Here is a 26,662-nt window from a genome sequence, read left to right as displayed (position 1 = left end):
GAAATCCTAGCGAAAGTGGTTTGGTAAACTAAAAAGTCGACAAAAGTTTTCCGTCGTGGCCTGGGCCACCTGCTCAAACGGCAGGTCTTTAAGTCGGGCAATTTCTTCGACCACATAACGCGTATAACCAGGTTGATTGGTTTTACCACGATAAGGCACAGGCGCAAGATAAGGCGCGTCGGTTTCAACCAAGATCCGATCTAAAGGCAAGGCTTGCGCCACTGCTTTCAATTCGGTTGCATTCTTAAAGGTCAAAATTCCGGAAAAAGAAATATAAAAACCCAGCTCGATCGCTTTTTCAGCGGTGGCCAAATCTTCAACAAAACAATGCATTATACCACCCACTTGATCCGCACCTTCTTCGCGCAAGATCTTTAACACATCGGGGGTAGAAGAACGCGTATGGATCACCAGGGGTTTATTCAACTGCTTGGCAATACGAATATGTTGGCGAAACCGCTGGTGTTGATAACCTAAATCCTGCTGATCAGGAGATTGATGAAAATAGTCCAGACCCACTTCGCCAATCGCTAAAACTTTTGGATGGATTGCTGCTTGAATAATTTGTTCATCAGCAGCGACCACAGTTTCATCACTGCAAGGATGTATACCAATACTGGCATAAACCTGTGGAAACCGATCGGTTAAATCCAACACTTCTTGCCATTTATCTGGCCCAATTGCAACACACATCATCCGACCAACACCTAGGTCGGCTGCAGCCTGAATCACTTGTTCGGTATCCCCCACTTTATCGATCGGTAAGATATTTAAATGGCAGTGAGAATCAATAATCATACTTTAAAGCCTTCCTCTTATTCTTGTATCGGTAAAAATAGTGGGAATAGTTAACGAATTATCAGATTGTAGCGCCAAATAAAGTAAACATAATGACTCCAACAACAACTCCTTATTCGCATTACCCTGCCAATCGAGCTTGGCCTGTAAAATTTGCTGCTGAAAACTAAACCAGTTCGGATTAAGAGGTTGCTGCTGATAAAAACCTCTCCGAATGGCGTTGACGCTCAATAAATAAAACTGATCAAACACCTTTTCTGGACAAGGCCACTTTAACCAAACACCCGCACAGTTTGAAGGCGTTGTCTGCCCCTTAACCAATTCGGTTAAATTCGCTTGCCAAGCCTCATCCAACAACCAGGCCTGGTTATTTAGCCAATCTAAAGCCGCTAAAGGCGCACCCCAATTCAAACGTAAAGCCCGTTTACAAAGCTGAGGGGATAAATTTTGAATTTGTTGTGCTAACCAAGCTTCACTTTCAGCCAAAACAGGGGCGCTAAACGCGATCTGTTGGCAACGACTGACAATAGTAGCCGGTAAACGATCACGCTGATAACTGGTTAAAATCAACAATGTTTGCTGAGGTGGCTCTTCCAGCGTTTTTAGCAGTGCATTAAAAGCAGACGTATTAAAACGCTCAACCTCAGGCAATAGCGCTACTTTATATCCACCATGATAAGAAGTCTGCATCAATTTTTGTGTCAATTGACGTACCTGCTCGACCCCGACTTCCTTCTTGCCTTCAAGCACCTCAAGTTGAAAAAAATCAATATGGTTTCGCTCTAAAAACTGACGACAACCCGAACACTGACCACACGCATCATGCCGTTGGCAAAACAAAGATTGCGCCATAGTCTGCGCAAACACCGTTAAACCCAAACCCGTTGAACCTGTAAGCAAATAAGCATGACCCAAACGTTCAAACTGCGCCAACCAGCTTTGCCACTGATCTTGTTGCCAAGGATAGATCATTGTTCGATTAACCGATTAAGTTGATTTTTAATATGAATTTGAACCGCTTCTAAAGGCTGGGCTGCATCTAACACACAATAACGCTCAGCCGACCGACTGGCACGAAGCAAATAAGCTTGACGCACCGCCTCAAAAAAAGCCAACTGCTCTTGCTCGAATCGATCCACCTCATTACCACGCTGAGCCACTCGTTGCATGCCTATCTCTACCGGCAAGTCAAACACAAAGGTACAATCGGGGCTAAAACCCTGCTGAACCCAATCTTCAATCGGCGCAATCCTGTCAAAGCCCAGCCCTCTTGCCGCCCCTTGGTAAGCGTAGGTCGCATCGGTAAATCTATCCGAAACCACCCACTTTCCGGCAGCCAACGCTGGCTTAATTAGCGTTTCAATATGCTGCGCACGCGCCGCAAACATCAAAAGTAACTCACAGCTAGCCGTCATGGTTTTATACTGCTTATCCAACAATAACCCACGAATAGCTTCACCCAGCTCCGTCCCTCCCGGCTCACGAGTAATCACCAAATCAATGCCCTGCTGCTGTAAATAATGCTCAATAAACCTTAAATTCGTTGATTTACCCGCGCCCTCACCGCCCTCCAGCGTTAAAAATTTACCCCTCACACTCTAACCATCCCTTTGTCTTTTCAGCGATTTAAAATATAACGACGCACCGCACGGTTATGCTCATCTAGGGTCGCCGAAAAATGATGCTCACCATTGCCCTTGGAAACAAAAAATAAGGCTTCAGAATCATCAGGATTAACCGCCGCCAATACAGATTCACGGCTAGGCATCGCAATCGGTGTAGGTGTTAACCCATGATTTCGATAGGTATTATAAGGCGTCCAAGTATCCAAGCCGGCCCGACCAATCCGACCTTGATAAAGATCCCCCATGCCATAAATCACCGTAGGATCGGTTTGCAACCGCATGCCACGTTGTAAGCGACGCACAAAAACACCACTTATTTTATTACGTTCATGCGCAGCACCCGTTTCTTTTTCAATAATTGACGCCAAAATCAAAGCTTCATAAGGATTCTTCAAGGGCAAACCCTCGGCTTTGTTTTGCCAGGCCTGGTCTAATACCTGCTGCATTGAACGCACGGCCTGGCTCACCAAAACCAAATCGGTTTCACCCTTATGATAATAATAGGTTTCAGGCAATAACCAACCTTCCAAATTATCGCCTACACCTAGCTGATCACCCAAAGACAACCAGGCCTGGTCATCTAAAACATGATTAATTTTAGGCAGCGCGGCCAACTTATATCGAACCTGCGCCAAAGTTTCACCGGGAATAATAACAAAAGGATAACGAACACGCTGACCACTGATTAAAGCCTGCGCTAACTCAGAAAAAGTCCAATCAGGATTAACTTCTAACTCACCGGGGCGCAACTGATGGGCAAGCTGGTGATAACGCAAATACCACTCAAACGCACGAGGATGATCAAGCAGGCCTGCTTGATTCAAGCTATAAATCATTCGGCGCGCAGAAGTACCAGCGGAAAGCTCAATGATCGTTAGGTTTTGTTGCTGAGAAATAGGCTTATTCAACAAATAATAGCCATAGCTCCAAACCAAAGCACTCGCTAACAACAAACCCACAAACAACCAAGCACTTCGCCACGCCCAACATCGAAGCCCACACAAGGTCAAAGTCTTAGCCTGCAAGTCAATCGGATTGTCTGATGCCTGCGCATCAGTAGTTTTGTTTGAAGATGAAGCCATCGAAGAATAACTAAATTACATTAAAAAAGTTAATTATACTTTAACGAACCTAATCACTTGTAATTAATAGTGGAAGTTGAAATCGACTGAAATAAATCAAATATGAACTAAAATTGTGAAGCTTACCAATTTTAGTTGAGAAATTTGGTCGGGACAGAAGGATTTGAACCTTCGACCCCCGCCACCCCATGACGGTGCTCTACCAGGCTGAGCCATGCCCCGAACGCGTTGTGTATTCTAACTTAAAACAATCTAGTTTCAAGCTTTTCTTTATAGAAAGAATCGATTTAAGGCTTGGGCAGAGGTTTGCCCGAAACTTGATAAGCAAAAACAAGAACCTGAACCACAGCCTCATATAAAACAGGCGGGATTTCTTGGTTTAGCTCAACTTGACTAAGAAGTTCTGTTAACTCGGCATCTTGTTTGATTGGGATGCCGTGTTGCTTGGCAATCTCAAGGATTTGCTCTGCAATGAATCCTGATCCCTTAGCTGATACTCTAGGCGCACTATCACCCGCATACTCAAGCGATATCGCAACCTTGTCAGTTAGCTTGGGCATTCATTACCTGAGGTTTAAGCCATGTTGAAGTCAGCGGCCAATCCCAACCCTTGAACGGATTCCATTAAAATTTTGCTTGGGCTTTCAAAACGATGCCCAATACCTTTCAACGAAAGGTCTTTTACCATGACAAGCAATAACTGAACACCTGCAGTATCGACTGTTTCGATTTTAGCCCCGTCAAAAACAACATCTTCTGCGTTCAGAACCTGCTCTTTTACCTGATCAAGATAACTGGAAGCATAATGAATGGTTAGGTTTTCAGGTAACTCGATTAGTGTGCTCATTCGACACCTCTTTTATAAAAGCTGTTTTATAAGACGCGATTAATCACGGAAAGCAATTTTTCAGGGCTGAAAGGCTTAACAATCCAGCCGGTTGCCCCCGCTTCCTTTCCTTTAGTTTTCATGTCGCCTGATGACTCAGTGGTTAGGCAAAGAATTGGCGTAAACTTGTAATTTGGTAGCGCCCTCAAGGCGGTAATCAACTCTATACCATTCATATTAGGCATATTGATGTCAGTTACAACTAGGTCAAACTGTTCTGATTTAGCAATACCTAACGCGACAGCACCATCTTCCGCTTCAGTCACATCGTGCCCTGCTGACTTAAGTGACATACTCACCATTTGACGCATAGATTTTGAATCGTCAACCGCTAAGATTTTTGACATTGCACTTTCTCTCTATCTCTATATTTTAATCAAGCTATAAACTTAGGTTACATGATATTAATAAACAAAATACTTTCAACAGATTTTACGCACATTCTGAAGCTATGTAAAACACAATTCTATAAAAAACACCAATTCAGTAGATGGATCGCGTTTTTTACACCTTAACATCAATCAGTCCAACTCGTTTAGCTTGTGCGCTAAAGTTTGGCGCACAAGCTAACCATTGAATCGACCGCAACTTAAGACCCGATTCAGCGAAGTAATGCTCAAGCAAATCTTGATGTTGCTTTATCCGGGCCATCACATCTTGATCTTCGATGTAAAACTTACATTCGAATAGGTCTTCGCCATAACTTAACAAACAAACCAAGGGCGCATCATGTATTTGCAAACTGAACATAACTTCCCAAACCTCATGCTCCCTGTCTGGTTTGTGCCTTATCTCAATCTGAATGGCCTCTACTCTTGATTCTGATAACATCGGGATTGTAGAGGTAAATAAATCGTTAAGCCCTAATTGGTTATACTGTAACAAACTGATTTGATTAATCGCCTGACCGACCAAGCCAAGCGCTTGCGCCAAACTTGGCGTTGAGCGCGAACCGGCAGCTTGGTCAGCAATTTGCTGTTGCAACTTGAAAAGCTGGCCTTTTAGATCCTTGTTAACTTCTGAATGTTTTTTTCGCAAACTGCTCTCAAAAATTACACCCGAACCTTCTAATGCTTGTTTAAACTTTTCCGCCGTTAACCGACTATCAATCCTAAGAAGCTGGTTAAGAATTTGATTGACAGTGGCTTGTACACTCGCTGGCAATTGTGCAAGCATCTGTGGTTGCATTAGGGTACTGAGCACTTGATTTACAGCAGTTGAATTGGGTAAAAGCTGACGATAAATGGCTTTGTCATCCAGTTTGGGCAACCCCTCTTGATTAACAATTAGTCTAATTTGCCCCTGGTGCTCGGTAACCCGAGCTAACAATGTTTGCCCCGGCGTAACCTCAAGCTGAGTTTTAGCCAAAAAACTTTGGCCTGCTACGGACACCTTTAGCCCACCGTCCTCTCGCTGCAAAACCTGCAAACTCACCGTTTGCCCCACCATTGATTTTAAGCTCAAAAGCAACTGAGGTGAGTTAATAACTGTGTTTAACACACTGGGCGCTGTGGCCAATGCTTGTCCAATCTTTACCATTACTTTTAAGCTCTTGTCATAAAAATATTAAATCGCTTTGTGTTCAGTCCGATCTAAGTCAAATCATTCAACCTTTAAGATTAAATATTAAACTATAATATGATTTATATACGCCCTAGAATAACAGACGCCATAAACACAAATTTAAGTTTACGCTTTTAAACCTGAGATAGTTTAAATACAACGCTCTAGAAAAAGGAACTCGCGTTATGAGTGCAAATGAGTATGCTTTTAATGACAAGGACTTTAGGCGAGTTAAATCCATCGTCTATAACTTTGCCGGCATTGATCTGAATGATACCAAAAAAAACCTGGTCTATAACCGACTAGCAAAACGCATTCGATTTCTTGGAATGAACAGCTTCTCAGAATACCTTGACTATGTTGAAGAAACGGGCGAAGAAGAGTTTGTTAACCTTATCAATGCCATCACCACTAACCTGACGTTTTTTTTCAGAGAAAACCACCATTTTGAATACTTAGCGCAAACAGTGATTCCCTTTTTGCTCCAGAAAAATAAGGCCTCTAAAAAAATACGCATTTGGTCGGCTGGCTGCTCAACCGGTGAAGAACCCTACTCCATAGCAACCGTTATTAAAGAAACCGTACCCGAAGACTGGAATGCAAGGGTTTTAGCAACAGACCTAGACACAACAGTCGTTGAAACCGCGCGACAAGGCATTTATAACATCGAACGCTTAAAAGGCGTATCGGAAGCAAGAAAAAAGCGCTGGTTCTTAAAAGGCAAAGGCGATAAAGAAGGCTTCGTTAAGGTAAAACCTGAGCTGCAAAGCATTATAGATTTCGGCCAGATCAATCTAATGAACGAATGGCCCATTAAGGATAAGATTGATGTGATTTTTTGTCGAAACGTTGTGATTTATTTTGACAAACCAACTCAAACAAAATTATTTAATCGCTATGCGGATCTTTTATCCGAACAAGGACACCTATTTATTGGTCATTCAGAATCACTTTATAAGATATGTGATCGCTTTGAACTACTTGGACAAACCATTTACAAAAAAATCAAATAGCCATAAAAGCTGCTAACTTAAACAAGAGAATAACCCATGCATAAGATTAAAGTACTCATTGTTGACGACTCTGCCCTAGTCAGACAAATGTTAGGTGAAATGCTGTCTTCACACCCCCAAATTGAAGTGGTAGGTAGTGCCCACGACCCTTACATGGCTCGGGATATGATTAAACAACTCCACCCAGACGTACTCACGTTAGATATTGAAATGCCGAAAATGGACGGCATTAGTTTCCTCAAAAACTTAATGCGCCTCCACCCCCTGCCAGTAGTAATGGTTTCAACGCTAACCGAACATGGTGCCGAGGTCACACTTCAAGCTCTTGAATTGGGCGCGATTGATTTTGTTACTAAACCAAAAATCAACCTAGTACAAACTTTTGAAAATTACACCCAAGAAATTTGCAGCAAAGTGCTGATGGCGTCTAAAGTCTCTCGCGGGACTCTTGAACGCCAATATGCCCGCTATTCCTCAAACCAACAAACTCGACCAAAAGTTGAACGAGTCGAAGCCCCTTCCTTAGTCAGTGAAAAATATGACGCGGACGTGATACTTAAAAAATCGACCCACCCTCGGCCTGCTAGAAGCAGTGAAAAAATTATCGCAATTGGCGCTTCAACCGGTGGTACGGAGGCCATAAAAGAAGTGCTGATGCGCTTACCTGCAAACACACCACCCATAGTGATCTCGCAACATATACCAGCGGCTTTTTCCGGCCCATTTGCTCAACGCATGGACAGTGTTTCGGAGCTTACTGTGCACGAAGCTAAAGATAACCAACCCATTCTCCAAGGCCATGTTTATATTGCTCCAGGTGATAAACACCTTCTGATAGAGCCTGTAGGGGGCAAGTTTATTTGCCGTCTGAATGATGGCCCGCCAGTAAACCGTCACAAACCGTCGGTTGATGTGATGTTTAGAAGCGTAGCACAAAATGTTGGCAATAATGCCATCGGCGTCATCTTAACCGGCATGGGCGCTGATGGCGCAAAAGGCTTAAAAGAAATTCAAGAAACCGGAGCAGCGACCATTGCGCAAGATCAAAAAACCAGTGTAGTTTGGGGGATGCCCGGCGAAGCCGTTAAGCTTGGCGCAGCCGATTATGTTTTAGGACTTGATCAAGTGGCTCATAAAATTTTAAGCCTAGCTAATAAATAATGGCATAAAGCCTGCTTATTGGTGATAAGCTGTATAAAATTACCTTGGTTTCACCCTATTAAGGAAAGGTTTTGCATGAAATCTATCATAGAAAAAACGCTGGCACAGGCCAAGCATCAATGGCTCGCGTGGACAGTTACATTAGTAACTATCCTTTTGATACTGCTTGTGAATATTCCGCTCATTTCAGTGATCTCTGTCATTGTAACGGCGCTAGCTTGGGCTAAACAGGTTCAACCTACTGCTAAAGATGACTCCAGACCTGCTCCCTTGGTTGATACCCAAATTTCTCCATCCATTGCGATTCGCGAATCAGGCGAATCTTTGCAAGTCATCATGCGGGACGTCGACGCAGTTGTTTCTCAAGAAGTGGATATAGTTGTCAGTGAGCTGGGCCAGGTAAAAGAACTGGTTGCTGAGGCCATTGAAACACTCAATAACAGCTTTACCGGATTACATCAGCAAACGACACAGCAGTATGAATTAGTTCTCTCCTTACTAGCGAACCTAGGCGGAACAGGTGAAGGCATGAGTATTGAAAAATTCTCATCGGAAACCAAACAAGTTCTTCAACAACTTATAGATATGATCTCCCATGGCAGCCACCGCAGCAATCAAACCATGCATAAAATTGATGAAATGGTTACCCAAATTGACGGTATTTTCCATCTACTTGAGGATGTTAAAGGTATTGCAGACCAAACCAACCTGCTCGCCTTAAATGCTGCGATTGAAGCGGCAAGAGCCGGAGAAGCGGGTCGTGGATTTGCGGTGGTCGCTGACGAAGTCAGAAAACTTTCTTTAAATTCAAATCAACTCAACGAACAAATTCGCCTTAAAGCACAAAAAGCCAATCAAACTGTTGAGCAGGTTAAATCAATTGTTAGCGAAATGGCCAGCAAAGACATGGAACAAGCCGCCACGTCACAGAATCGTGTTAATACCATGCTGGCCGACCTCGAAGCGATGAATACAACCATCTCAAGTAAACTTGGGGATGTTTCAGGAATTATTGGTGATATTGAAAAGAGCGTTTCAAACGCAGTACGTTCATTACAATTTGAAGATATAGTTCGCCAACTTGTCGAGCAAGTGATGAATCACCTAGAAAACTTAAATAGCTTTTCCCGTGAAATTAATCATTATCTTGATGCAGAAAAAGCAAAGCCGTCTAGCTCTGCAGCAGAATATCAAGAACGATTGAATAACTTTAGGTCTCGTATTCATGAAGAGCGAAACCAGATCGAAGCCAGTCGTATGCGACGAGTCAGCAGCGGCACAATGGATGAAGGCGAGATAGAGCTTTTCTAAACGCGGATTCAGCTAACACCCCAACCAGGCCTGGTTGGGATAAAAACCTATTAAACTAGCTTATATTTTTGCTTGATATGATCCAATAAGCCTTTAGATGCTTGTTCAACCATATCGAACACCTGATCAAACCCTTCTGCTCCACCGTAATAAGGATCTGGCACATAAGTATGAGGACTCGCCTCAGCAAAAGACATAAATAACTTAATTTTTGGCTTTAAATCTGCAGGAGCCATCTGTTCAAGAATCGCTAAATTATCACCATCCATTGCTAGGATATAATCAAATTCGATTAAGTCTGAAAAATCCACTTTTCTTGCCCGCAAATCATGCATTTTGATACCACGTTTAGCCGCTGTTTTCATTGAACGTTCATCAGGTGGATTACCAACATGATAAGCATGGGTTCCGGCTGAATCTATACTAATTTGCTGCTGAAAACCTTCTGATTCAACTAGTTTTCTAAACACTGCGTGTGCTGTAGGTGAACGGCAAATATTGCCCATACAAACAAATAACACAGAAATATTTTGGATCATGAAGTTGGCTCCTATAAAATAAACTTAGATTTTACACTCAAAGACCACCTATGATCAAAAACATCGAACCCAAACAAGAATGGATACTCTATGAAGATAAAGACATCCTTGTCGTAAATAAACCCAGCGGCCTGTTGTCTGTACCGGGAAAAAAACCAGAACACAAAACTTGTGTTCTAAGCTACTTGCATACCACGCACCCCGATGCGCTGATTGTTCATCGCTTAGACATGGACACCTCTGGCATTCTTTTGCTCGCTCGTAACAAAGAAAGCCATCGACTGCTAAGTATGCAGTTTCAAGACCGGCAGACACGTAAGGTTTATTATGCCTTAGCTACCGGACGACTCAATCTGGCTGAGGGTATCATTAACCTTCCTATGCGCTGTGACTGGGAAAATCGACCGCGACAAATAATCGACTTTAATCATGGCCGATCAGCTCAAACAGGTTGGAAGCTTATTCAACAATTTAATGATTATTTTTCAATTGCCCTGTTTCCGATTACCGGTCGTTCTCACCAACTCAGATTACATATGAAATCTCTTGGACACCCTATCTTAGGTGACAATCTTTACGCTGATCAACAAACTATTAACAAGACAGAAAGGCTGATGCTTCATGCAGGTGAATTAAGCTTTTACCACCCAACTCAACAAAAAGCGGTGACGATAAACTGCCCAGCGGAGTTTATCTAAACCTTGGCATATTTCATGCTGTCAGATTTTTATAAATAAAGCCTGAGCTTATCAACCAATTAAAGGGGGTTGCAATGACTGTTCAAGAAAAAGAAGAACTAGCCAATTTAGAAATGATGAAAATGCTAGAAGAGACTCAAGAAAATGACGCTTCAGATGAACTACTGAGTGACCTAGATGCGCTTGCTGAATTGGATAGCGAGTTGGGACTGGATGATTTTGAGTTTGAAACAGAAGAAAAACCAAATGATCAAAACTTAGCTACACTAGACGAAGTAGCCGAGCTAGACGAAGTAGCCGAGCTGGACGAAGTAGCCGAGCTAGACGAAGTAGCCGAGCTGGACGAAGTAGCCGAGCTGGACGAAGTAGCCGAGCTGGACGAAGTAGCCGAGCTGGACGAAGTAGCCGAGCTGGACGAAGTAGCCGAGCTAGACGAAGTAGCCGAGCTGGACGAAGTAGCCGAGCTGGACGAAGTAGCCGAGCTGGACGAAGTAGCCGAGCTGGACGAAGTAGCCGAGCTGGACGAAGTAGCCGAGCTGGACGAAGTAGCCGAGCTGGACGAAGTAGCCGAGCTGGACGAAGTAGCCGAGCTGGACGAAGTAGCCGAGCTGGACGAAGTAGCCGAGCTAGACGAAGTAGCCGAGCCTTCGATTGATACTTCAGTTGACTATATGCAAGAAGCCATTGAGTTAGACAAAGAAATGCGCTCTATTGCAGATGAGATCAAACAAACTGCGTCTGAAGTGAATAATCTTGCGATAACGACAGCGAAACAAGCTCAACTTTCTGCCGATAAAACTCGATCCGCAATTGAAGCGACCTTTAGTGCTGCAGAACGTGCATTTGAAACCGTTAAAAACGCAGGCTATACTATTGACCAAGCTCAACTAAATACCGCAAAATCCGCAGAGGAAATTGCTAGCGAACTCAAGTCGATTCGTGAAAAAAACAATGCACTCAAAATGGCTAACGATCAAATTAAGCAACGACTCGCTCAATTGAAAGGCAAGTAAACTAATCCTTTTAGGCTCTTTTCGCATAAATAACAGGCACGTTTTATGACTAACATTGCAGATGATCTTCTTGACGAACTTGAGACACTTGAACAGTCTACGGATATGCTCCAAAATCAAGTACAGGACGTTGAGAACACTCAAACCGAGCTAAAAAACGCACCTGATAGCAAGGAAATCACTACTGCTGCGTTATTACTTGAAGCAATCAAAGCCACACAGAAAGCCACAGAAAACAGCCAAGAAAGCGCACAGATCAATCTAAGAATATCAGACAAACAACAAGCACACCTCGATGACCTGCAGGATATTGCATTATCATCGCGTCAAGCGATGCGCAACACGAGTCAAGATAATAAATCAGTGCGTAATTTTGTTGCGGGTTTATCGGTGACTGCAATTTTAATGTTGGGTGGAATCACCGCCGTTTCAGCTTGGTTTTTTTATGAAAGCCAAAACCAACAAAAAGCATTTGAACAATCGATTCTTGATATTATCAAAACCGAAAACGCGCTAAATCAAAGGCAGCTCAATTTAAAAATAAATGAATTAGCTTCAATTATTGAAGTCGCTATGTCTGATCCAAACAATCCGCGATTAAACTTTGACACCACATTAAATGATGACCTTGACAGCTTAAATGTTCAGACTCAACCCAATTCAACCGATAACTCAGAAAATTTACGAACTTGGCTTGAGTCAACGATTAGTGAGCATCAACAGCAAATCACTCAACTCATCTCAAAAACAGAAACAGAGTTAACAGCAATAAAAAACGCGACCGATCGGGTAAATAGTAACCTAAGCACTCAAGTTACGCCAACGCCAACAGCCTCACTGATTCCCCGCTTTAATGCTTTGGATGCCCAGCTTAAAGCCCAGGGCGAACAATTAACAAACATTCATAACCAATTAATAGCAAGACCAAACGTTGCAGCACAACAAAACACTGGAATACCAAGCAGCAGCTCAAGCGAGAAAGATTTTAAACAGTTGGAAGTGAAATTACTGGAGCTTACACAACAACAACAACACGCGCTTGAAAAGGCGGTTGAAACCCTAACAAATACAATCAATGAAATGCAAAAAGAGTTTGCAGCACCCGCTCAACTCTATCGCTACCGTAACCCTTATGAGTATTCAAACTAATATTCTTTGATTGTCATATCAAAATGATAATCCCAGCTTGCTTAACACAAGTTGAGATTATCAAAATTTTTTAGAAACCCTTTGCGTTTTCAGGCTATCTTAGGCTAGGCTTAAAGCTTCAAGCAGTCGCAAATGCAATCCGCCAAAACTGCCGTTGGACATCAACACCACCTGATCCCCCGGTTTTAGTTCATTGCTCAAGGTTTCAAGTAGTGCGTTATAACTGCTTTGAGTTGTGACCGTTTGACTAAAGGCATCAACAGGCAATTGCCAATTCCAAGCAGGATCAATAAACGCATAGACCTGATCAGCATCAATAAAGGCTTGTGGCAAGGTGTCCTTATGAACGCCTAACCGCATAGTATTGGAACGGGGTTCAAACACCGCAATCAAACGCGAGGGTTCGTCAAAACCAGGCCTGCTTGTTTGATCCATTTGTTTTTTTAATCCCTGCAAAGTTAAGCCTATTGCAGTAGGATGATGCGCAAAGTCATCATAAATCGTAATACCCTTGACGCTGCCCACTTTGGTCATACGTCGCCGCACACCTTTAAAACTACAGAGCGCGTTAACCGCTTCAAATGCCGGCACGCCGGCATGAACTGAGGCTGCAATCGCACTCAAGGCATTTTTCACATTATGAAGCCCCGTCATACCCCAGCTCACCTGCCCCACCAGCTTGCCTTGATAAAGCACACTAAAACAAGATCCATCGTCTCTTAGCAGGCCTGCTTGCCAATCCCCCCGTTTAAGCCCCAGCGTTTGTGTTGGCGTCCAGCAGCCTCTTTTAAGTACAGCCTCTAAGCTAGGCTCGTCTGCGGGATAAATAATCAAGCCATTGCTCGGCACGGTACGAACCAAATGATGGAATTGAGTTTGAATCGCGGCTAAATCAGCAAAGATATCCGCATGGTCAAACTCAAGATTATTCATCACTAGGGTTCGCGGATGATAATGTACAAACTTAGAACGTTTATCAAAAAATGCGGTGTCATATTCATCGGCTTCCACTACAAAAAACGGGCCAGCACCTAGGCGAGCCGAGACACCGAAATTCTCAGGGACCCCGCCGATCAAGAAACCAGGATTAAGCCCAACTGCTTCTAGAATCCAGGCGACCATTGCGCTGGTCGTTGTTTTACCGTGAGTACCTGCTACCGCAATCACCCAACGATCATGAAGTAAGTTTTCTGCCAACCATTGTGGACCCGAAGTATAAACTTGCTGCGCATTGAGTGTCGCTTCAACCGCTAAATGCCCCCGACTCATCGCATTGCCAATGACAACCTGATCGGGTGGAAGCTTTAAAAAACTTAGATCATCATCCGCACTCACCTCAATTCCAGCTTGTTCAAGCTGAGTGCTCATGGGGGGATAAATCGCTTTGTCAGAACCTGTGACCTGATGGCCTTTAGCTTTGGCCAGTTGTGCAATGCCACCCATAAAAGTACCAGCAATGCCAAGAATGTGAATATGCATAAAAAATCCCTAAAATAGTTTAGGGATTTTACAGCAAATACCATACCTAACCAGGCCTGCTTGCCTTATTAGGAAAGATTCAACAGGTTACAGTATCAAACTAATTCATCGATATTTCATCTATTTTTCGCTGAACACGCTGCAATAGATGTGGATCTTGATCCAACAACGCCATCATGTTGCTATAACGCTCAATCGACAAACCGGTTTTTTCAATTGCCTTAGTCGCTTCAATATTAAATTGAGTATTCACTTGATCAATTAATTGCTCAGTGACCTCTTCCTTGGGTTTTTCTGCCAAAAACTGCTGCAACTCGGATTTTATTTGTTCGATTTTTAAGGCCGCACTTACAAATTGGTCAACTTGAATGTCTGTCGGCGTTTCCGTTTGAGTCTGGGATGAAATAGGTGCTGGAGAAGACATGGGCTGTGCATAAATCGCAGCACTGAAAATTGTCAAGCTACCGGCTGCCATGATAGGTATAAGTTTTTTAGAAAACATAATTCTCCTTGTTTGGTAAAAAAATGATCGATGACCTTGCAAGGCTTCATTCGACAATTTCCATTCAAACATACACCCATCGGATAGTTCAAATCTCATAACCGACCTTCTTAGAATTTACACATTTAAAAAACCATAAATTATTTATGGGTGATTAATTTATTCTAAAGCCATCCATTAATTATTCAAATAACCATATCAAATATTTCTATATACAATACTCACCAGCAAAGATCCCAGTCTAAATCTTAAGACTTTCGTCATAGTCTTGAGATAAAAGTTTATTAATATGGGTATCGAATCTTTCAACTAACTTTTATATAAGGACACTATCATGGAACTGATTAGTCTGTTTCCTACCTGGTACGAACCCGCCGTCGGTTCCGGCTGGGTGGTTGGCTTTATCGCCACGTTTCACATTCTCGCCTCACACACTTCGGTGGGTGCGGCCTTGTTATTTGCTTATCTGTCTTACCGTGCTTGGAAAGATGATCGTGATGATTATCTCGATTTTGTTAAAAAGTACGGGCTGTTTCTTTTGGTGTTTACCTATGTCGCCGGTTCGTTAACCGGGGTCGGTATTTGGTATTCCACCACCGTCGCCAGCCCGAACGGCATCGGCGCATTGATTCACTCGTTTGTATGGAAATGGGCCACCGAATGGGTGTTCTTTGTGATCGAGGTGATTGGGATTTATATGATTGTGTATCTGGTCGGCAAGGTCGATAAGAAAACCCATATGAAAATCTCGGTGATTTTTGGTATCGCCTCCTTCGCCACCATGGTGATTATTGTCGGCATTCTGTCGTTTATGATGGTGCCGGGCAAAGAAGCTTGGTTTGAAGACGGTGGTTATCTGCTTGGCTTCTATGGTGACAACACCTTTATTCAGTTGGCGATGCGGGCGATGTTTATGCTCACTATGACCGCCGTGGTCGGCGGCATTATTGTCGCCGGGATCAAAGACCAAGCGTTTAAAAAAGAAATGACGCGCAAGCTCGGTTGGCTGGGGATTATCGCCACCCTGTTAGGCGCGGCCATGTTCCAACTTTATCTGAACTCGGTGCCAGACTATGCGTTATTGGTGATGGAAAACCGTTTGCCGGATTACTTTGGCCCGAGTATCGCCATTGTATTAGCCCTCACGATTGGTTATTTCATACTGACCATGGTGCAACCAAAGTTTTTGGTCAGCGGCTTTGCCGGCACCATGGCGATTGTGATTTTGGTCGCTGGTTTGTGGCCAGAAGAAACCGCGCGTGAATCCATGCGTAAGCCCTGGGTGGCGGGTCAATATGTCTATTCCAACCAAATCATTGGCCGTGATGTACCGGGCATGGATATTCAATCGCAACTGCCATTGATTGAAAAAATCGGCATTCTTAAAGCCCATCCGTTTACCCCGGAGCATCTGCAAACAGTCAATGACGGCAATAAAATTCAAGCCGGTGAATTTATCACCATGACCTATTGCGCTAACTGTCACTCGGTCAGTGACTCCGGTATTCGCCCGTTACATCGTTACTTCCCTGATCAGGTGAATGAAGAAGTGATGGCGCGCTATATCCGAGGTGCATTAGTGCCCGGCAATATCGCCTATATGCCAAAAATGCCGATGTTGGAATCGGAGGTGCAAGCAATTGCCGCCTATCTAACCAAAATCAACAATGACGGTTTAGCCGCCACCAGTCTGGCGATTAGCGAAGAAATCGCTAACCGTGAAGCCAAGCAATTGGCGGATAAAGCTGACTTAGTCGTGAGTATGAAACCGACTACAGAGGAGATGCAATAATGGAAGTCGCACAATTAACTGACATGATGTACGCCCTGCGCAATCCGGCGGGCGTGCCTTTTTACCCGATTGTGTTTATCGCGTTGGGGGTGTTAACCTTCGCCATGCACATTTTCTTTGTGCAACTCATGCTGGGCACCGGTGCGATCACTGCCTACGGTGCGTTTAGCAATAACCCTTACTGGCAGCGTCTTGCCAGCGCGATGCTCGAAATCGCTAAGGTTTCGGTCTCGGTGGCGATTGTGATTGGGGTCGCGCCCCTGCTGTTTGTGCAGGTGGTCTATGACCCGCAATGGTACACCGCCAATGTGTTATCCGCACGCTGGGTCATCGGCTTTATTGTGATTATGATCATGGCCTACTGGTTGATGTATTACTACTATTTCCGCAATGGCAAATTTGGCCAGGGTGCGGATAAGCCCAAAGCGCGCTGGTCGATTATTGCCAGTCTTGCGATCTTTTTGCTCGCCGGTTGGATTATGCACAGCCTCACCTCACAAATGTTGCACCCAGAGCTTTGGCAGCAGTGGTATATGCCCAATGGTGCAATGGATACCACTGGCTCGCAGTTGCATGCCAACAACCCATGGCGTTTTGCCTTCTTTATCCTGATTGCGATTCCGGTTGCCGGCGCAATGATGGTGGCTTATCGTCGCTTTAAATCAGTTCGAGAGGATGCCGATCACGCTTATTTAAACTGGACAGCGGAGTTAGGTAAAAAATGGCTTAAAGTCGGTTCATTATTGGTCTTGATTCCCTATCTTGGCTGGATGGTCACCCTACCTGAAACCGCGGAAAACTTTGCCGGTTCCATTTGGAGCATCTTACCTGCCTTGGGCTTTATCGGCTTGGCGGTATGGTCACACCTACGTTTAAACGACGCTAAATCCATTTGTAACTATATGGTGTTGGCAATGGCGTTTATTGCGGTGTTATTGCCATCGATTGGCCGCGAGGTGTTGCGTTATGACATTCTGAATGGTTTCTTTGGCTATAACTTTTTTGACTACAAAGTAATCATTGACTGGTACTCCACCCTCTTGTTCTTCGGCACCTTTGCCGTGGTCGGCGGTGCGGTATTAGGTTATTTCCTCACCATCGCTTGGAAAGTCGGTCAAAGCAAGGGCGTGTATGTGCCGAGTGCGGCTGTTGACCGTGCCGGTACGATTGCGATTTGGGTGATTTCACTGTGGATGGTGCATTTCTTTGTGCTCGGTTTTTGGGTTTGGATGCAATAAGGAGACGATGATGAAGCTAAAAAATCAATTATTACAAAGTGCGCTGATCGCCTGCCTGACACTACCAGGCCTGGTCATCGCCGCCGACGCCAAACTCAGCGATGCAGAAGTGAATGAAATCAATGCCCAGTTCCCGATGCCAAGCGGCAAAATGCTTGGCGATAGCTGTGCCGCCTGTCATGGCACCCTTGGCGCCGAGTTTAACGAAGGCATGCCGCCGTTAGCGGGTATGGACCGCCAACATTTTATTGACCTGATGAAGGCGTTTCGTCAAGGCGATTTTCCGACCATTGTGATGCACGATGTCGCTTATGTGTACACCGATGCCGAAATTGAGGCAATGGCGGATTATTTTTCAAGCCTACCCGCTACACAATGGCCTGCGCCGGACACAACCAAATCGGCCTTTTTAAATCCTGACGGCACAATTAAACAAATCGGAGGTGCGCAATGAGCTCATCACAATCAACCCTAAGTCGTCGTGACTTGATTAAACGCTTTGGCGCGGCAGCGGTTGCCGGCACCGGCCTGTTTGGTTTTAGCAACCAGGCCTGGTCAAGTAAATCGGCACATATTGTTATTGTCGGTGGTGGCATCGGTGGTGCGGCCACCGCCAAATACTTGCGCCTCGCCCATGGCAAGGTTCGCATTACCCTGGTTGAGCCGAATCCGGAGTACACCTTCTGCCCGGGCAGTAACGAGGTATTTAACGGTCACGAAACCCTTGAAAACCTGACCTTTAACTATGACACTATGCGCCAGCGTTATGGCGTCAATGTGATTCAAGACAAGGCGGTAGCGATTGATTACGCAAAACGCCAGTTGCGTCTTGGGTCGGGAGAAAACGTCAGCTATGACAAGCTGGTGGTGTCGACCGGGCCGGACTTTATCTATGACGCGGTCGAGGGCTATAGTGCCGCTCATGCCGCGGGTGATTTGCCACATGCATGGAAAGCTGGCGCACAAACCGCCAAGCTCAAAGCGCAAATTGATGCCATGCCCCAAGGTGGTGTGTTTGTGATGTCATCACCGGATGGCGCCTATCGTTGCCCACCGGCTCCTTATGAGCGGGTCTCGATGATTGCCGATCAACTGTCGCGCACTAATCCCACCGCGAAGTTAATTATTCTCGATTCTAAAAACCGCTATACCTTCCAGGAGCACTATGAACACTACTGGAAAGAACGCTATGGCTTTGGCACCGAAAATGAAGTCATTAGCTGGGTGGCGGAAAAGGATGGTGGCCGTGCAGTTAAACTCGATGCGCGCAATAAAACCCTGATCACCGCCAGTGGCGAAAAAATTAAAGCGGATGTGATCAATATTATCCCGCCGCACAAAGCATCAAAGTTTGCGATTGAAGCAGGCCTGGCACAAGGTCAGCGTTGGGTGGATTTTGAAGCCAAAACCTTTAAATCCCTAATAGACCCGAATGTCTATGTGATTGGCGATATGGTGAATGCCCCGATGTCGAAAACCGGCATGATTGCCAGCAACCAAGCCAAGGTGGTGGTGGAATCCATTGTCGCCGACTTGGAAGGCCGTGAACCCGGCACGCCGTTTATTGCGAATAACTGTGTGGCCATTATTTCAGATGACTATGGCATGACCATTGCCGACACCCATCGTTTTGCCGGTGACACCTATGTTACGCAGAAACGCATTTCCGAAGTGACGGATAACCCGTATGTTCGCCATATTCGTGCCGACTTGGCGAAAAACTGGCAACGTACTTTCCGTAAAGAAATCTTTCACTAAGGCCAAGGAGAATAACATGACCAAAACCAACCGTTTATCAAACGCCCTGGCCGGTGCATTATCCGCTTTGCTGATCAGCACCGCCGGTGCAAGCTTGGCTGCTGAACCTAAAGCTGCGGCTAATACTTGGACGCATATCGAATGGAACCAAACGCTGAAAGAGATGCCGCAAGGTGACGCATTACGTGGTGCCCAATTACACCGCGACGGCCTTTGCATGACGTGCCACGGCGATGCCGGTGTCGCGCCCTCACGTAATGCCCCCAGCCTAGCGGGGCAGACCAAAGAATACACCTACAAAACCCTACTGGATTATCAATCCGGTTTGCGTAATGAAGGTGATGGCAAGGCCAAACTGATGCAGGCCGCCACCCTGCCGATGTCTAACCAAGATATGGCTGACCTCGCGGTCTATTATGCGCAGCAGGCGTTGCCGATTCGTGTCGCACAACCGCAGACCGAACCGAAAATAGATCAGATGATCCGCAAGGGTGAGGTGAATCGGATGATTATTGCTTGCGCCTCGTGCCACGGCGCACAGGGGGAAGGCAATGGCATTACCCCTGCCCTTGCCGGTCAAACTAGCGACTATTTTGTGCGCACCATGCAGGCTTACCGTGACAAAAAACGCAGCAATGACATTCACGAAGGCATGGCGCAGTTCGCCTATGAATTGAGTGATGCTGAAATTCAAGCACTCGCCGATTATTACGCCGGACTTGGTTATCAAGGAGGTGCCAAATGAACGGAATCAAAGCCATTATCTGGGGCATTATCCTCACCTTCGGCTCAGTCGCTTTAATCTGGCTGTTAAGCACACTTACGGTTGTCTCGGTTTAACCGAAACACCATTCCAAATCCTGCTCCTCAGGTCCCCGCTTCGGCGGGGTTTTTGTTTGTAACTATGCAAAAAAATGATTTATTTATGAAATAAAAAGCTAATTTCTCATTTTTAGTTGCAACCTGAAATAAACACTATATTATTTTATATGGTCATTAGAAAAAATAATGAATCTTCTCATCACTCAAATTCGGAGCAAAATAAATGAACGTAAAACTAAAACAGGCTTTATTAATTTCCGGCTTAACCTTGGCAACTTCAACCGCAGCACTAGCAATGGGCGATAAGCCAACTAAAGAAATCACACCCGACCCTTTTGCCAATTTGATTGAGCAGCCTCTAAACCTTGGCGAACACTTTGCATTACGCACCTATACCGGTCAAGCGGTTGGCCTTGCATTAACCAACCAGTTAAATGTTAAAAGCTTAAACATAATCCAAAACACCAGCTCAATCTGTACCTCTCTCGCTGCGGCGATTGGGGCCGAAACTGTCGCACATAACCGCGATAACAATGTTTACCTTTCTATCGCCGTTAACGAGCCGGATGATGTCGCTAAACAAGCCGCCCGCATGATGGATAAAGAAGCTGTTGCTCTAGTATTTGGCGGTCAAACACCCGCTCCACAAAACTATGCATTAGTAAAAGCAACCCTTTCAGAACTGGCTAAAGCCAATTACGAAGGCGCAATTTTCTATCACGTCGCCGTATGGGCACCGAAAATGTTAGAAAAAATTGCCGCTGAAGATGCGGCTATTAAGGCCTATCTAACAGCAAAACAAAATATGTTTGCTGTCACCATCAACCCTAAAGATGGCCTAATGTTAATCCATCAAGTTGCATTAAACGCTAATGGTGAACAAGCTTCTGTCGCTGTTCTTCATCAAGAAGAAATGAACGACAGCTGGTTAAACCTGTTCAAACGCTCTTTAATTCAGCGTAATTAATCTTCACTAGGCTCTCAAGGCTGTCAGCTCCCCCTGATAGCCTTGCAACCAAGCTCCACTCTCTATAGTAAATACCCAAATCACTTAACAATGTCTCTGCTAAAAGCAAATCAACTGATATAAATAATTATCCACACCTAAACAATTATTTTTTGTTATCATAAAATTTAATAAAATCTGGATTCAATAATGAAAATAAACTATTGGTTATCCCTTTCGGCGTGTTTAATGATGCTAGCGGTTATGTTAGGCGCATTTGGTGCACACGGCCTTGAATCCCAGTTAACGGAAAAACAACTGTCCACTTGGCAAACCGCTGTGTTTTATCACTTTGCCCATGCTATCGCTTTATTAACATTAAGTCTGGCTGGCTTAATCCATAAACCCTTGCGTTTTACAGGCATTAAAACTGGACTACTCGTCGGCATACTGCTGTTTTCTGGCAGCCTATATTTATGGGTTTTATTGGGCTGGCAACCCCTAGTCTATCTAACCCCTATTGGTGGCACTATCTGGGTGTTTAGTTGGTTAATGCTGAGTTACCAGGCCTGGTTACTCAAACCCAACACTTGACATTACTCAATCAAAAATACATAATCACGTTTATTTTAAAATGATTATCATTAAGAGACTCAGTTTCACATGGACAATATACAACTTTACCTTGATCTAACCTTTTTTACCATCCTCGGCTTGATGATGTTTATCGCGCTTTGGATTACCTTTGAACGTTTGTTTTTATTTAAACGCATCAACATTGAAAGCTATGCGCATATTGAACTGCTCAATATCGACATTACTAAAAACCTGACCACCCTTTCGACCATTGGTGCCAATGCGCCCTATGTCGGTCTATTAGGCACGGTCATTGGCATCCTTATTACCTTTTATGAAATTGGGATGAATGACAGCCTAGAAACCTCTGTCATTATGACGGGCTTGGCGCTGGCGTTAAAATTGACCGCTGCCGGTATCGCCGTGGCAATTCCCGCTTTGATGTTTTATAACGGCCTGCTGCGTAAAGTCGAAGAACTGCAAGCCAAATACCGTGTTTATCAGGACCTATCACCTCAAGCCCAGACACTAAACAAGGATTAAGCCATGAAACGCTTTGATTCGATGAATGTCATCCCGCTGATTGATGTGATGTTGGTTTTACTGGCGATTGTGCTGTTAACGGCTTCGTTTATTGTGCATGACAAAATCGATATTCAACTACCCCAAACTGAAAATACCGCCAGTTTTAATCCTGAAGACCGCGAAAAATTAAATCTATCACTTGATAATAGCGGCCAACTTTATTGGGACGGTGAACCGATTCAAACGGATGGATTAAACCAAAAAATGGCACAGCTTGATCGGAATACGCTGATTCAACTTCGCGTTGACCAGGCTGTTGAGTTTCATTTTTTTGTTACTTTGATGGATATTGTTAAAAAATATCAACATGACAATATCACCATTCTGACGGAACGCAAAAGCTAATGTTGCGCTCGGACTCCGGCAAAGGTTTTATCCTTGCATTCGCTATTTATTTGTCTATCGCCATTGCGCTAGCCGCTTGGTTTTGGCAAAGACCTGCTGAGCCACCCGCCACACCAGAACGCGCCGTGCCCGTTACCCTAGCCATGTTCGCGCCGCCGCCCCAACCTGTACCTGAACCGATTCCAGAGCCTGAGCCAATTCCAGAACCTGAGCCAATTCCAGAACCTGAGCCAATTCCAGAACCTGAGCCAATTCCAGAACCTGAGCCGATTCCAGAACCTGAACCGATTCCAGAACCTGAGCCGATTCCAGAACCTGAACCGATTCCAGAACCTGAACCGATTCCAGAACCTGAACCGATTCCAGAACCTGAGCCAATTCCAGAGCCTGAACCGATTCCGGATCCTGAGCCGATTCCAGAACCTGAACCTGTGCAGGAAACCATCCAAGAGCAGCCTATTGTCGAACAGGTCTCCGAACCGATCATTCAAGAACCGCAAATTGAACCCGATCCGATACCGGTTGAACCGCAAATAAGCCAACAAAAAATTGAGGCGGCTGAACAACGCTATCTAAATGAACTCAGCAACACGCTCATTCGCTATGCGCAAGACACCTACCCACGTATGGCGCAGCGCCGTGGTTGGCAAGGCCAAGTCACAGTAACCTTCACCCTACTGCCTGATGGGCGGATAATCGACATCGAAATCATCGATTCATCGGGTCGTCGGATTTTAGATGATGCTGCGATGAACATTTTTTTCGAGCAGATGAAACAACGCTTTCTCCCCTTCCCGCCTGAAATAACACGCGATCGCTGGACACACAGCGTACCGATTGAGTACAAATTGCGCTAAAATAAGCGGTTTTAGACTATAAAACTTCGAGAATAGCATGAGTAAACCGATATTGTTTAGTGGCATTCAGCCATCCGGCGACTTGATGATTGGCAATTACATTGGCTCAATTAAAAACTGGGTTAAACTCCAAGATGACTATCAATGTCTTTTTTCTCTGGTCAATATGCACGCCATTACCGTTGAGCAGGACCCCCAAGCCTTAGCCAAACGCAGCTTAGATTTTGTTGCGCTTTACTTAGCTGCCGGCATTGATCCAAAAAAAAGCACGGTTTTTATTCAGTCTCACGTGCCTGAACATGCAGAACTCGCATGGATCCTAAACTGCGCGACCTATATGGGTGAACTTAATCGCATGACGCAGTTTAAAGATAAGTCGCAAAAACACGAACACAATATTAATGCAGGTTTATTTAACTACCCGGTACTCATGGCGGCTGATATTCTGCTTTATCAAACCGAACTGGTACCCGTCGGTGCCGATCAAAAACAGCATTTAGAACTCACGCGTGACCTCGCCCATCGCTACAATAACCGTTTTGGTCGAGACATTTTCAAAGTGCCCGAACCCTTTATCGCGCCAGCGACCTCAGGCGGCCGGATTATGAGCTTACAAGACCCGACCAGCAAAATGTCGAAATCCGACGACAATAAAAATAACTTTATTGCCCTGCTTGACGATCCCAAAACCATTCTAAAAAAATGTAAAAAAGCGGTCACCGACTCCGGTGATGTCATTGAATATGATCTTGAAAATAAACCAGGTGTGTCAAACCTACTCACCATCTATTCGGTGATTAGCGGCCAAACGATTGAACAGGTGGTTAAACACTTTGAAGGCAAAATGTACGGTCATTTAAAAGTTGAACTCGGTGAACTGATCGTCGAATACCTTACCCCGATTCAACAGCGTTTTTACCAAATCCGCGAAGATGAAACCGCACTGAAAGCCATTTTAAAACAAGGCGCAGACAACGCCCGCGCGCAAGCACAAAAAACGCTTCGCGATGTCCAACAAACAATTGGCTTTGTTCTCCCTTAATCATCAAAAAATGCGTTATCACCAGGCCTGGTCATAACGCTAAATTCAATCCAGTTTTAAATATTAATGCTCAATCCCTGACAAAACCGTTAGCAGTTTTAAAAAGGCTTGGCAGGATTCTATTGAGGCGGTTTCTGACATGGTGTGGTATCCGGTAGTGGGGATTTGCAGGGTCGTGCCGTGGACAAAGCCGTTTGATGCCAAGGTAATCCGCCCCATTTCTGTACTGCCTAGCGATTTAGGTGCTAAACCTTTTGCCACTAGCTCGCGATTTTGTTTTTCAACAAACTCGTCTTTAAAGCTATAACTAATATCAAGCTGTTCGCATAACTTGACGAGTTGTTCCGTGGTTTCAGTATTGTAGTGCGCATGATTATCTTTTCGGCGTAACACGACCTTTTGTACATCAGCGGCTTTTCGATCGGGATAAGGACTGGTATCGACCACGACGAGTTGATTGGTTGAACCGCCAAAACGACGAAACCATTCAAGCAAATAACGCCAACTTGAACCTGACTCTTCCTGCGCGGTAAAAAATGCCGTACCTTCAAAACCTAAGCTAAATAAATGCACCAACAATGCGGCGGTTAACACGTTATCAAGCTGACCGCTTAACAGGTTGCCCTCGATCTTTAAACCATCACGGAACGCGACCGGTGTGCCTGCCACCAGATGTTCCAAACCGTCGAGTTCAAAAATAAGGTTATTGCGAAACTCACAAATAGCTGTGTTTTTAATCACCCCCGACCCGCGATAAGCACCAGACCAGGGTTCATAAGCCATAACCGGAGTAGATTCAAATCGTTCACCGATTTTTTGCATCAGTTCTTCACTAACGGCATTGCCTAATAAATCAGAGCGGTGTCCAGAAACAAACGCGGCATATTGAAACTCATTCGGCCCGGTGCATATCAGACCATGTCGGTCAATGTGCGCTGAGAACATCGCACTATTGGGTTTTGCACCCTGCGCGACCAGCAGGCCTTCATACCAAGTCACTTTCGCACCGCGTTCTTCTAGCTCGCGTTGCAGCACACGGAAAAATGAGTGCTCGGCGCCGACAACACAAGGCTGACGAATCAAACCCTTTAGCAAATCAATAAAATCAGCAAAGTGATGATCCATCAGTGTATTCCTTTATTTGATTAGGAGTAAGAACAGCAGTAATCCGTTACTGATTTAACTTTAATACCAAACTTCGCTTTGGCCGGAACTTCAAACGATTCGCCGCCTACAATGGTTTGCCATTCGTTTGAACCGGGCAATAATACCTCAACTTCACCTGCTAGAATTTCCATTAATTCATCTTCGTCGGTACCAAATTCGTAATCACCCGGCATCATAATACCCAGGGTTTTACGCGAACCATCAGCAAACTTGACGATTCGGCTGGTAACCTTGCCGTCAAAATAAATATTCGCTTGCTTTACTACGGTAACGCCTTCAAATTGACTCATTCTGTTCTCCATTAAAAAAATTAAGTTCTTACGTGATCGGCACCGATTAGTTCAATCGGATAACCATCAGGGTCTTCTAAAAATGCAATAATCGTTGAACCGGCGTTCATCGGTCCGGCTTCGCGCAGAATTTTACACCCTTTTTCTTTAGCTTGCGCGGTGGCTTGATAGACATCATCAACCTCTATCGCAATGTGCCCATAGGCTGTGCCCATTTCATACTCACTGACACCCCAGTTATAAGTTAACTCCAACACCGTATGATCGGCTTCATCGCCATACCCTAGAAACGCTAAAGTAAACTCACCTTTAGGGTAATCTTTTTGACGCAACAAGCTCATCCCCATCACCTCGGTGTAAAAATTAATCGAGCGTTGCAGGTCGCCAACGCGTAACATCGTATGTAACATCCGCATTCGTGTTTT

Annotated in this window: 31 protein-coding genes and 1 tRNA gene; 17 read left to right on the top strand and 15 right to left on the bottom strand. The window is 44.7% G+C overall.

Annotated elements, in window-relative coordinates; translation table 11 throughout:
- Positions 1-6 precede the first annotated feature (6 nt).
- From JX580_RS03580 to JX580_RS03540, 9 genes are all read right to left on the bottom strand, one after another.
- On the bottom strand, positions 7-798 hold the full coding sequence (locus tag JX580_RS03580) for a TatD family hydrolase (protein WP_248851429.1): 792 nt from the start codon (positions 796-798) through the stop codon (positions 7-9).
- Between the two features lie 3 nt (positions 799-801).
- Positions 802-1,770, bottom strand: coding sequence for an AAA family ATPase (locus tag JX580_RS03575; RefSeq protein ID WP_248851428.1), 969 nt, complete (start codon positions 1,768-1,770; stop codon positions 802-804).
- Positions 1,767-2,393, bottom strand: coding sequence for a dTMP kinase (gene tmk / locus JX580_RS03570; protein ID WP_248851427.1), 627 nt, complete (start codon positions 2,391-2,393; stop codon positions 1,767-1,769). The genes JX580_RS03575 and tmk overlap by 4 nt, the downstream gene beginning before the upstream one ends.
- Before the next feature lie 23 nt (positions 2,394-2,416).
- Positions 2,417-3,505, bottom strand: a complete 1,089-nt coding sequence (gene mltG, locus JX580_RS03565) for an endolytic transglycosylase MltG (RefSeq protein ID WP_248851426.1) — start codon at positions 3,503-3,505, stop codon at positions 2,417-2,419.
- 145 nt (positions 3,506-3,650) lie between these two features.
- Positions 3,651-3,727 (bottom strand) — tRNA-Pro (locus JX580_RS03560).
- 65 nt (positions 3,728-3,792) lie between these two features.
- Positions 3,793-4,065: an EscU/YscU/HrcU family type III secretion system export apparatus switch protein gene (locus tag JX580_RS03555; protein ID WP_248851425.1), complete on the bottom strand. Its 273-nt coding sequence runs from the start codon at positions 4,063-4,065 to the stop codon at positions 3,793-3,795.
- Between the two features lie 14 nt (positions 4,066-4,079).
- Entirely contained in the window at positions 4,080-4,352 is a 273-nt protein-coding gene (locus JX580_RS03550) for an STAS domain-containing protein (protein ID WP_248851424.1), read from the bottom strand.
- Positions 4,353-4,378: 26 nt separating this feature from the next.
- Complete coding sequence (locus tag JX580_RS03545; RefSeq protein WP_248851423.1) at positions 4,379-4,738, bottom strand: response regulator; 360 nt, start codon at positions 4,736-4,738, stop codon at positions 4,379-4,381.
- 157 nt (positions 4,739-4,895) lie between these two features.
- Entirely contained in the window at positions 4,896-5,930 is a 1,035-nt protein-coding gene (locus JX580_RS03540) for a hypothetical protein (protein ID WP_248851422.1), read from the bottom strand.
- 209 nt (positions 5,931-6,139) lie between these two features.
- Here JX580_RS03540 and JX580_RS03535 point away from each other — a divergent pair, with 209 nt between their 5' ends.
- The 3 genes from JX580_RS03535 to JX580_RS03525 all read left to right on the top strand — a co-directional run bounded on the left by JX580_RS03535 (position 6,140) and on the right by JX580_RS03525 (position 9,439).
- Positions 6,140-6,967, top strand: a complete 828-nt coding sequence (locus tag JX580_RS03535; RefSeq protein ID WP_248851421.1) for a CheR family methyltransferase — start codon at positions 6,140-6,142, stop codon at positions 6,965-6,967.
- A gap of 36 nt (positions 6,968-7,003) precedes the next feature.
- Positions 7,004-8,128 (top strand): protein-glutamate methylesterase/protein-glutamine glutaminase, encoded by a 1,125-nt coding sequence (locus tag JX580_RS03530; RefSeq protein WP_248851420.1) that lies wholly within the window; start codon positions 7,004-7,006, stop codon positions 8,126-8,128.
- 75 nt (positions 8,129-8,203) lie between these two features.
- Positions 8,204-9,439: a methyl-accepting chemotaxis protein gene (locus tag JX580_RS03525; protein ID WP_248851419.1), complete on the top strand. Its 1,236-nt coding sequence runs from the start codon at positions 8,204-8,206 to the stop codon at positions 9,437-9,439.
- A gap of 50 nt (positions 9,440-9,489) precedes the next feature.
- Here JX580_RS03525 and JX580_RS03520 read toward each other — a convergent pair whose 3' ends face one another.
- A complete protein-coding gene (locus JX580_RS03520; RefSeq protein WP_248851418.1) occupies positions 9,490-9,978 on the bottom strand; it encodes a low molecular weight protein-tyrosine-phosphatase in 489 nt (162 codons plus the stop codon).
- Between the two features lie 50 nt (positions 9,979-10,028).
- On the opposite strand from JX580_RS03520, the gene JX580_RS03515 reads away from it, so the two are divergent.
- From JX580_RS03515 to JX580_RS03505, 3 genes are all read left to right on the top strand, one after another.
- Positions 10,029-10,676 (top strand): RluA family pseudouridine synthase, encoded by a 648-nt coding sequence (locus tag JX580_RS03515; RefSeq protein ID WP_248851417.1) that lies wholly within the window; start codon positions 10,029-10,031, stop codon positions 10,674-10,676.
- Positions 10,677-10,750: 74 nt separating this feature from the next.
- Positions 10,751-11,689 carry a hypothetical protein gene (locus JX580_RS03510; protein WP_248851416.1) on the top strand — a complete coding sequence of 313 codons (939 nt, stop codon included), beginning with the start codon at positions 10,751-10,753 and terminating at the stop codon, positions 11,687-11,689.
- Positions 11,690-11,734: 45 nt separating this feature from the next.
- Positions 11,735-12,838, top strand: coding sequence for a hypothetical protein (locus JX580_RS03505; RefSeq protein ID WP_248851415.1), 1,104 nt, complete (start codon positions 11,735-11,737; stop codon positions 12,836-12,838).
- Positions 12,839-12,937: 99 nt separating this feature from the next.
- Here the strand turns inward: JX580_RS03505 and mpl are convergent, their stop codons facing one another.
- Positions 12,938-14,317, bottom strand: a complete 1,380-nt coding sequence (gene mpl / locus JX580_RS03500) for a UDP-N-acetylmuramate:L-alanyl-gamma-D-glutamyl-meso-diaminopimelate ligase (RefSeq protein WP_248851414.1) — start codon at positions 14,315-14,317, stop codon at positions 12,938-12,940.
- 100 nt (positions 14,318-14,417) lie between these two features.
- Entirely contained in the window at positions 14,418-14,819 is a 402-nt protein-coding gene (locus tag JX580_RS03495) for a DUF4168 domain-containing protein (RefSeq protein ID WP_248851413.1), read from the bottom strand.
- A 334-nt stretch (positions 14,820-15,153) separates the two neighbouring features.
- On the opposite strand from JX580_RS03495, the gene JX580_RS03490 reads away from it, so the two are divergent.
- From JX580_RS03490 to trpS, 11 genes are all read left to right on the top strand, one after another.
- The gene (locus tag JX580_RS03490; RefSeq protein WP_248851412.1) at positions 15,154-16,611 is read left to right on the top strand and encodes a c-type cytochrome; all 1,458 of its coding nucleotides are present in this window, start codon (positions 15,154-15,156) and stop codon (positions 16,609-16,611) included.
- Entirely contained in the window at positions 16,611-17,849 is a 1,239-nt protein-coding gene (locus JX580_RS03485; protein ID WP_248851411.1) for a hypothetical protein, read from the top strand. Before JX580_RS03490 ends, JX580_RS03485 begins: the two co-directional genes overlap by 1 nt.
- A 7-nt stretch (positions 17,850-17,856) precedes the next feature.
- A complete protein-coding gene (locus tag JX580_RS03480) occupies positions 17,857-18,303 on the top strand; it encodes a c-type cytochrome (protein ID WP_248851410.1) in 447 nt (148 codons plus the stop codon).
- A complete protein-coding gene (locus tag JX580_RS03475; protein WP_248851409.1) occupies positions 18,300-19,607 on the top strand; it encodes an NAD(P)/FAD-dependent oxidoreductase in 1,308 nt (435 codons plus the stop codon). Before JX580_RS03480 ends, JX580_RS03475 begins: the two co-directional genes overlap by 4 nt.
- Positions 19,608-19,623: 16 nt before the next feature.
- On the top strand, positions 19,624-20,352 hold the full coding sequence (locus JX580_RS03470; RefSeq protein WP_248851408.1) for a c-type cytochrome: 729 nt from the start codon (positions 19,624-19,626) through the stop codon (positions 20,350-20,352).
- 300 nt (positions 20,353-20,652) lie between these two features.
- Positions 20,653-21,396: a hypothetical protein gene (locus JX580_RS03465; RefSeq protein WP_248851407.1), complete on the top strand. Its 744-nt coding sequence runs from the start codon at positions 20,653-20,655 to the stop codon at positions 21,394-21,396.
- A gap of 189 nt (positions 21,397-21,585) precedes the next feature.
- Entirely contained in the window at positions 21,586-21,969 is a 384-nt protein-coding gene (locus JX580_RS03460; protein WP_248851406.1) for a DUF423 domain-containing protein, read from the top strand.
- A gap of 69 nt (positions 21,970-22,038) precedes the next feature.
- Positions 22,039-22,494: a TonB-system energizer ExbB gene (gene exbB / locus JX580_RS03455; RefSeq protein WP_248851405.1), complete on the top strand. Its 456-nt coding sequence runs from the start codon at positions 22,039-22,041 to the stop codon at positions 22,492-22,494.
- A 3-nt stretch (positions 22,495-22,497) separates the two neighbouring features.
- Positions 22,498-22,881 carry a biopolymer transporter ExbD gene (locus tag JX580_RS03450; RefSeq protein ID WP_248851404.1) on the top strand — a complete coding sequence of 128 codons (384 nt, stop codon included), beginning with the start codon at positions 22,498-22,500 and terminating at the stop codon, positions 22,879-22,881.
- The gene (locus JX580_RS03445) at positions 22,881-23,738 is read left to right on the top strand and encodes an energy transducer TonB (protein ID WP_248851403.1); all 858 of its coding nucleotides are present in this window, start codon (positions 22,881-22,883) and stop codon (positions 23,736-23,738) included. The genes JX580_RS03450 and JX580_RS03445 overlap by 1 nt, the downstream gene beginning before the upstream one ends.
- A 37-nt stretch (positions 23,739-23,775) precedes the next feature.
- Positions 23,776-24,780, top strand: coding sequence for a tryptophan--tRNA ligase (gene trpS / locus JX580_RS03440; RefSeq protein ID WP_248851402.1), 1,005 nt, complete (start codon positions 23,776-23,778; stop codon positions 24,778-24,780).
- 63 nt (positions 24,781-24,843) lie between these two features.
- Here the strand turns inward: trpS and JX580_RS03435 are convergent, their stop codons facing one another.
- The 3 genes from JX580_RS03435 to gloA are packed head-to-tail and all read right to left on the bottom strand — an operon-like array spanning position 24,844 to position 26,653.
- Positions 24,844-25,905 carry a peptidase M42 gene (locus JX580_RS03435; RefSeq protein ID WP_248851401.1) on the bottom strand — a complete coding sequence of 354 codons (1,062 nt, stop codon included), beginning with the start codon at positions 25,903-25,905 and terminating at the stop codon, positions 24,844-24,846.
- Between the two features lie 20 nt (positions 25,906-25,925).
- Positions 25,926-26,237 (bottom strand): pyrimidine/purine nucleoside phosphorylase, encoded by a 312-nt coding sequence (locus tag JX580_RS03430; protein WP_248851400.1) that lies wholly within the window; start codon positions 26,235-26,237, stop codon positions 25,926-25,928.
- Positions 26,238-26,257: 20 nt separating this feature from the next.
- On the bottom strand, positions 26,258-26,653 hold the full coding sequence (gloA, locus tag JX580_RS03425) for a lactoylglutathione lyase (protein WP_248851399.1): 396 nt from the start codon (positions 26,651-26,653) through the stop codon (positions 26,258-26,260).
- Between the last annotated feature and the right edge of the window lie 9 nt (positions 26,654-26,662).

The organism is Thiomicrospira microaerophila (assembly GCF_023278225.1).
Taxonomy (GTDB): domain Bacteria; phylum Pseudomonadota; class Gammaproteobacteria; order Thiomicrospirales; family Thiomicrospiraceae; genus Thiomicrospira; species Thiomicrospira microaerophila_A.
This window is presented reverse-complemented; position numbering and strand designations above follow the sequence as displayed.

Excerpts from the sequence above, each read along its gene's own strand:
- JX580_RS03430 (WP_248851400.1), bottom strand. The coding sequence starts at position 26,237 with ATGAGTCAATTTGAAGGCGTTACCGTAGTAAAGCAAGCGAATATTTAT.
- mpl (WP_248851414.1), bottom strand. The coding sequence starts at position 14,317 with ATGCATATTCACATTCTTGGCATTGCTGGTACTTTTATGGGTGGCATT.
- JX580_RS03580 (WP_248851429.1), bottom strand. The coding sequence starts at position 798 with ATGATTATTGATTCTCACTGCCATTTAAATATCTTACCGATCGATAAA.
- JX580_RS03445 (WP_248851403.1), top strand. The coding sequence starts at position 22,881 with ATGTTGCGCTCGGACTCCGGCAAAGGTTTTATCCTTGCATTCGCTATT.
- JX580_RS03545 (WP_248851423.1), bottom strand. The coding sequence starts at position 4,738 with ATGTCAAAAATCTTAGCGGTTGACGATTCAAAATCTATGCGTCAAATG.
- mltG (WP_248851426.1), bottom strand. The coding sequence starts at position 3,505 with ATGGCTTCATCTTCAAACAAAACTACTGATGCGCAGGCATCAGACAAT.
- JX580_RS03510 (WP_248851416.1), top strand. The coding sequence starts at position 10,751 with ATGACTGTTCAAGAAAAAGAAGAACTAGCCAATTTAGAAATGATGAAA.
- JX580_RS03490 (WP_248851412.1), top strand. The coding sequence starts at position 15,154 with ATGGAACTGATTAGTCTGTTTCCTACCTGGTACGAACCCGCCGTCGGT.
- JX580_RS03470 (WP_248851408.1), top strand. The coding sequence starts at position 19,624 with ATGACCAAAACCAACCGTTTATCAAACGCCCTGGCCGGTGCATTATCC.
- JX580_RS03540 (WP_248851422.1), bottom strand. The coding sequence starts at position 5,930 with ATGGTAAAGATTGGACAAGCATTGGCCACAGCGCCCAGTGTGTTAAAC.
- JX580_RS03460 (WP_248851406.1), top strand. The coding sequence starts at position 21,586 with ATGAAAATAAACTATTGGTTATCCCTTTCGGCGTGTTTAATGATGCTA.
- JX580_RS03555 (WP_248851425.1), bottom strand. The coding sequence starts at position 4,065 with ATGCCCAAGCTAACTGACAAGGTTGCGATATCGCTTGAGTATGCGGGT.
- JX580_RS03435 (WP_248851401.1), bottom strand. The coding sequence starts at position 25,905 with ATGGATCATCACTTTGCTGATTTTATTGATTTGCTAAAGGGTTTGATT.
- JX580_RS03505 (WP_248851415.1), top strand. The coding sequence starts at position 11,735 with ATGACTAACATTGCAGATGATCTTCTTGACGAACTTGAGACACTTGAA.
- JX580_RS03550 (WP_248851424.1), bottom strand. The coding sequence starts at position 4,352 with ATGAGCACACTAATCGAGTTACCTGAAAACCTAACCATTCATTATGCT.
- exbB (WP_248851405.1), top strand. The coding sequence starts at position 22,039 with ATGGACAATATACAACTTTACCTTGATCTAACCTTTTTTACCATCCTC.
- JX580_RS03530 (WP_248851420.1), top strand. The coding sequence starts at position 7,004 with ATGCATAAGATTAAAGTACTCATTGTTGACGACTCTGCCCTAGTCAGA.
- JX580_RS03495 (WP_248851413.1), bottom strand. The coding sequence starts at position 14,819 with ATGTTTTCTAAAAAACTTATACCTATCATGGCAGCCGGTAGCTTGACA.
- JX580_RS03535 (WP_248851421.1), top strand. The coding sequence starts at position 6,140 with ATGAGTGCAAATGAGTATGCTTTTAATGACAAGGACTTTAGGCGAGTT.
- gloA (WP_248851399.1), bottom strand. The coding sequence starts at position 26,653 with ATGCGGATGTTACATACGATGTTACGCGTTGGCGACCTGCAACGCTCG.
- JX580_RS03515 (WP_248851417.1), top strand. The coding sequence starts at position 10,029 with ATGATCAAAAACATCGAACCCAAACAAGAATGGATACTCTATGAAGAT.
- JX580_RS03480 (WP_248851410.1), top strand. The coding sequence starts at position 17,857 with ATGATGAAGCTAAAAAATCAATTATTACAAAGTGCGCTGATCGCCTGC.
- JX580_RS03520 (WP_248851418.1), bottom strand. The coding sequence starts at position 9,978 with ATGATCCAAAATATTTCTGTGTTATTTGTTTGTATGGGCAATATTTGC.
- trpS (WP_248851402.1), top strand. The coding sequence starts at position 23,776 with ATGAGTAAACCGATATTGTTTAGTGGCATTCAGCCATCCGGCGACTTG.
- JX580_RS03475 (WP_248851409.1), top strand. The coding sequence starts at position 18,300 with ATGAGCTCATCACAATCAACCCTAAGTCGTCGTGACTTGATTAAACGC.
- JX580_RS03485 (WP_248851411.1), top strand. The coding sequence starts at position 16,611 with ATGGAAGTCGCACAATTAACTGACATGATGTACGCCCTGCGCAATCCG.
- JX580_RS03525 (WP_248851419.1), top strand. The coding sequence starts at position 8,204 with ATGAAATCTATCATAGAAAAAACGCTGGCACAGGCCAAGCATCAATGG.
- JX580_RS03575 (WP_248851428.1), bottom strand. The coding sequence starts at position 1,770 with ATGATCTATCCTTGGCAACAAGATCAGTGGCAAAGCTGGTTGGCGCAG.
- JX580_RS03465 (WP_248851407.1), top strand. The coding sequence starts at position 20,653 with ATGAACGTAAAACTAAAACAGGCTTTATTAATTTCCGGCTTAACCTTG.
- JX580_RS03450 (WP_248851404.1), top strand. The coding sequence starts at position 22,498 with ATGAAACGCTTTGATTCGATGAATGTCATCCCGCTGATTGATGTGATG.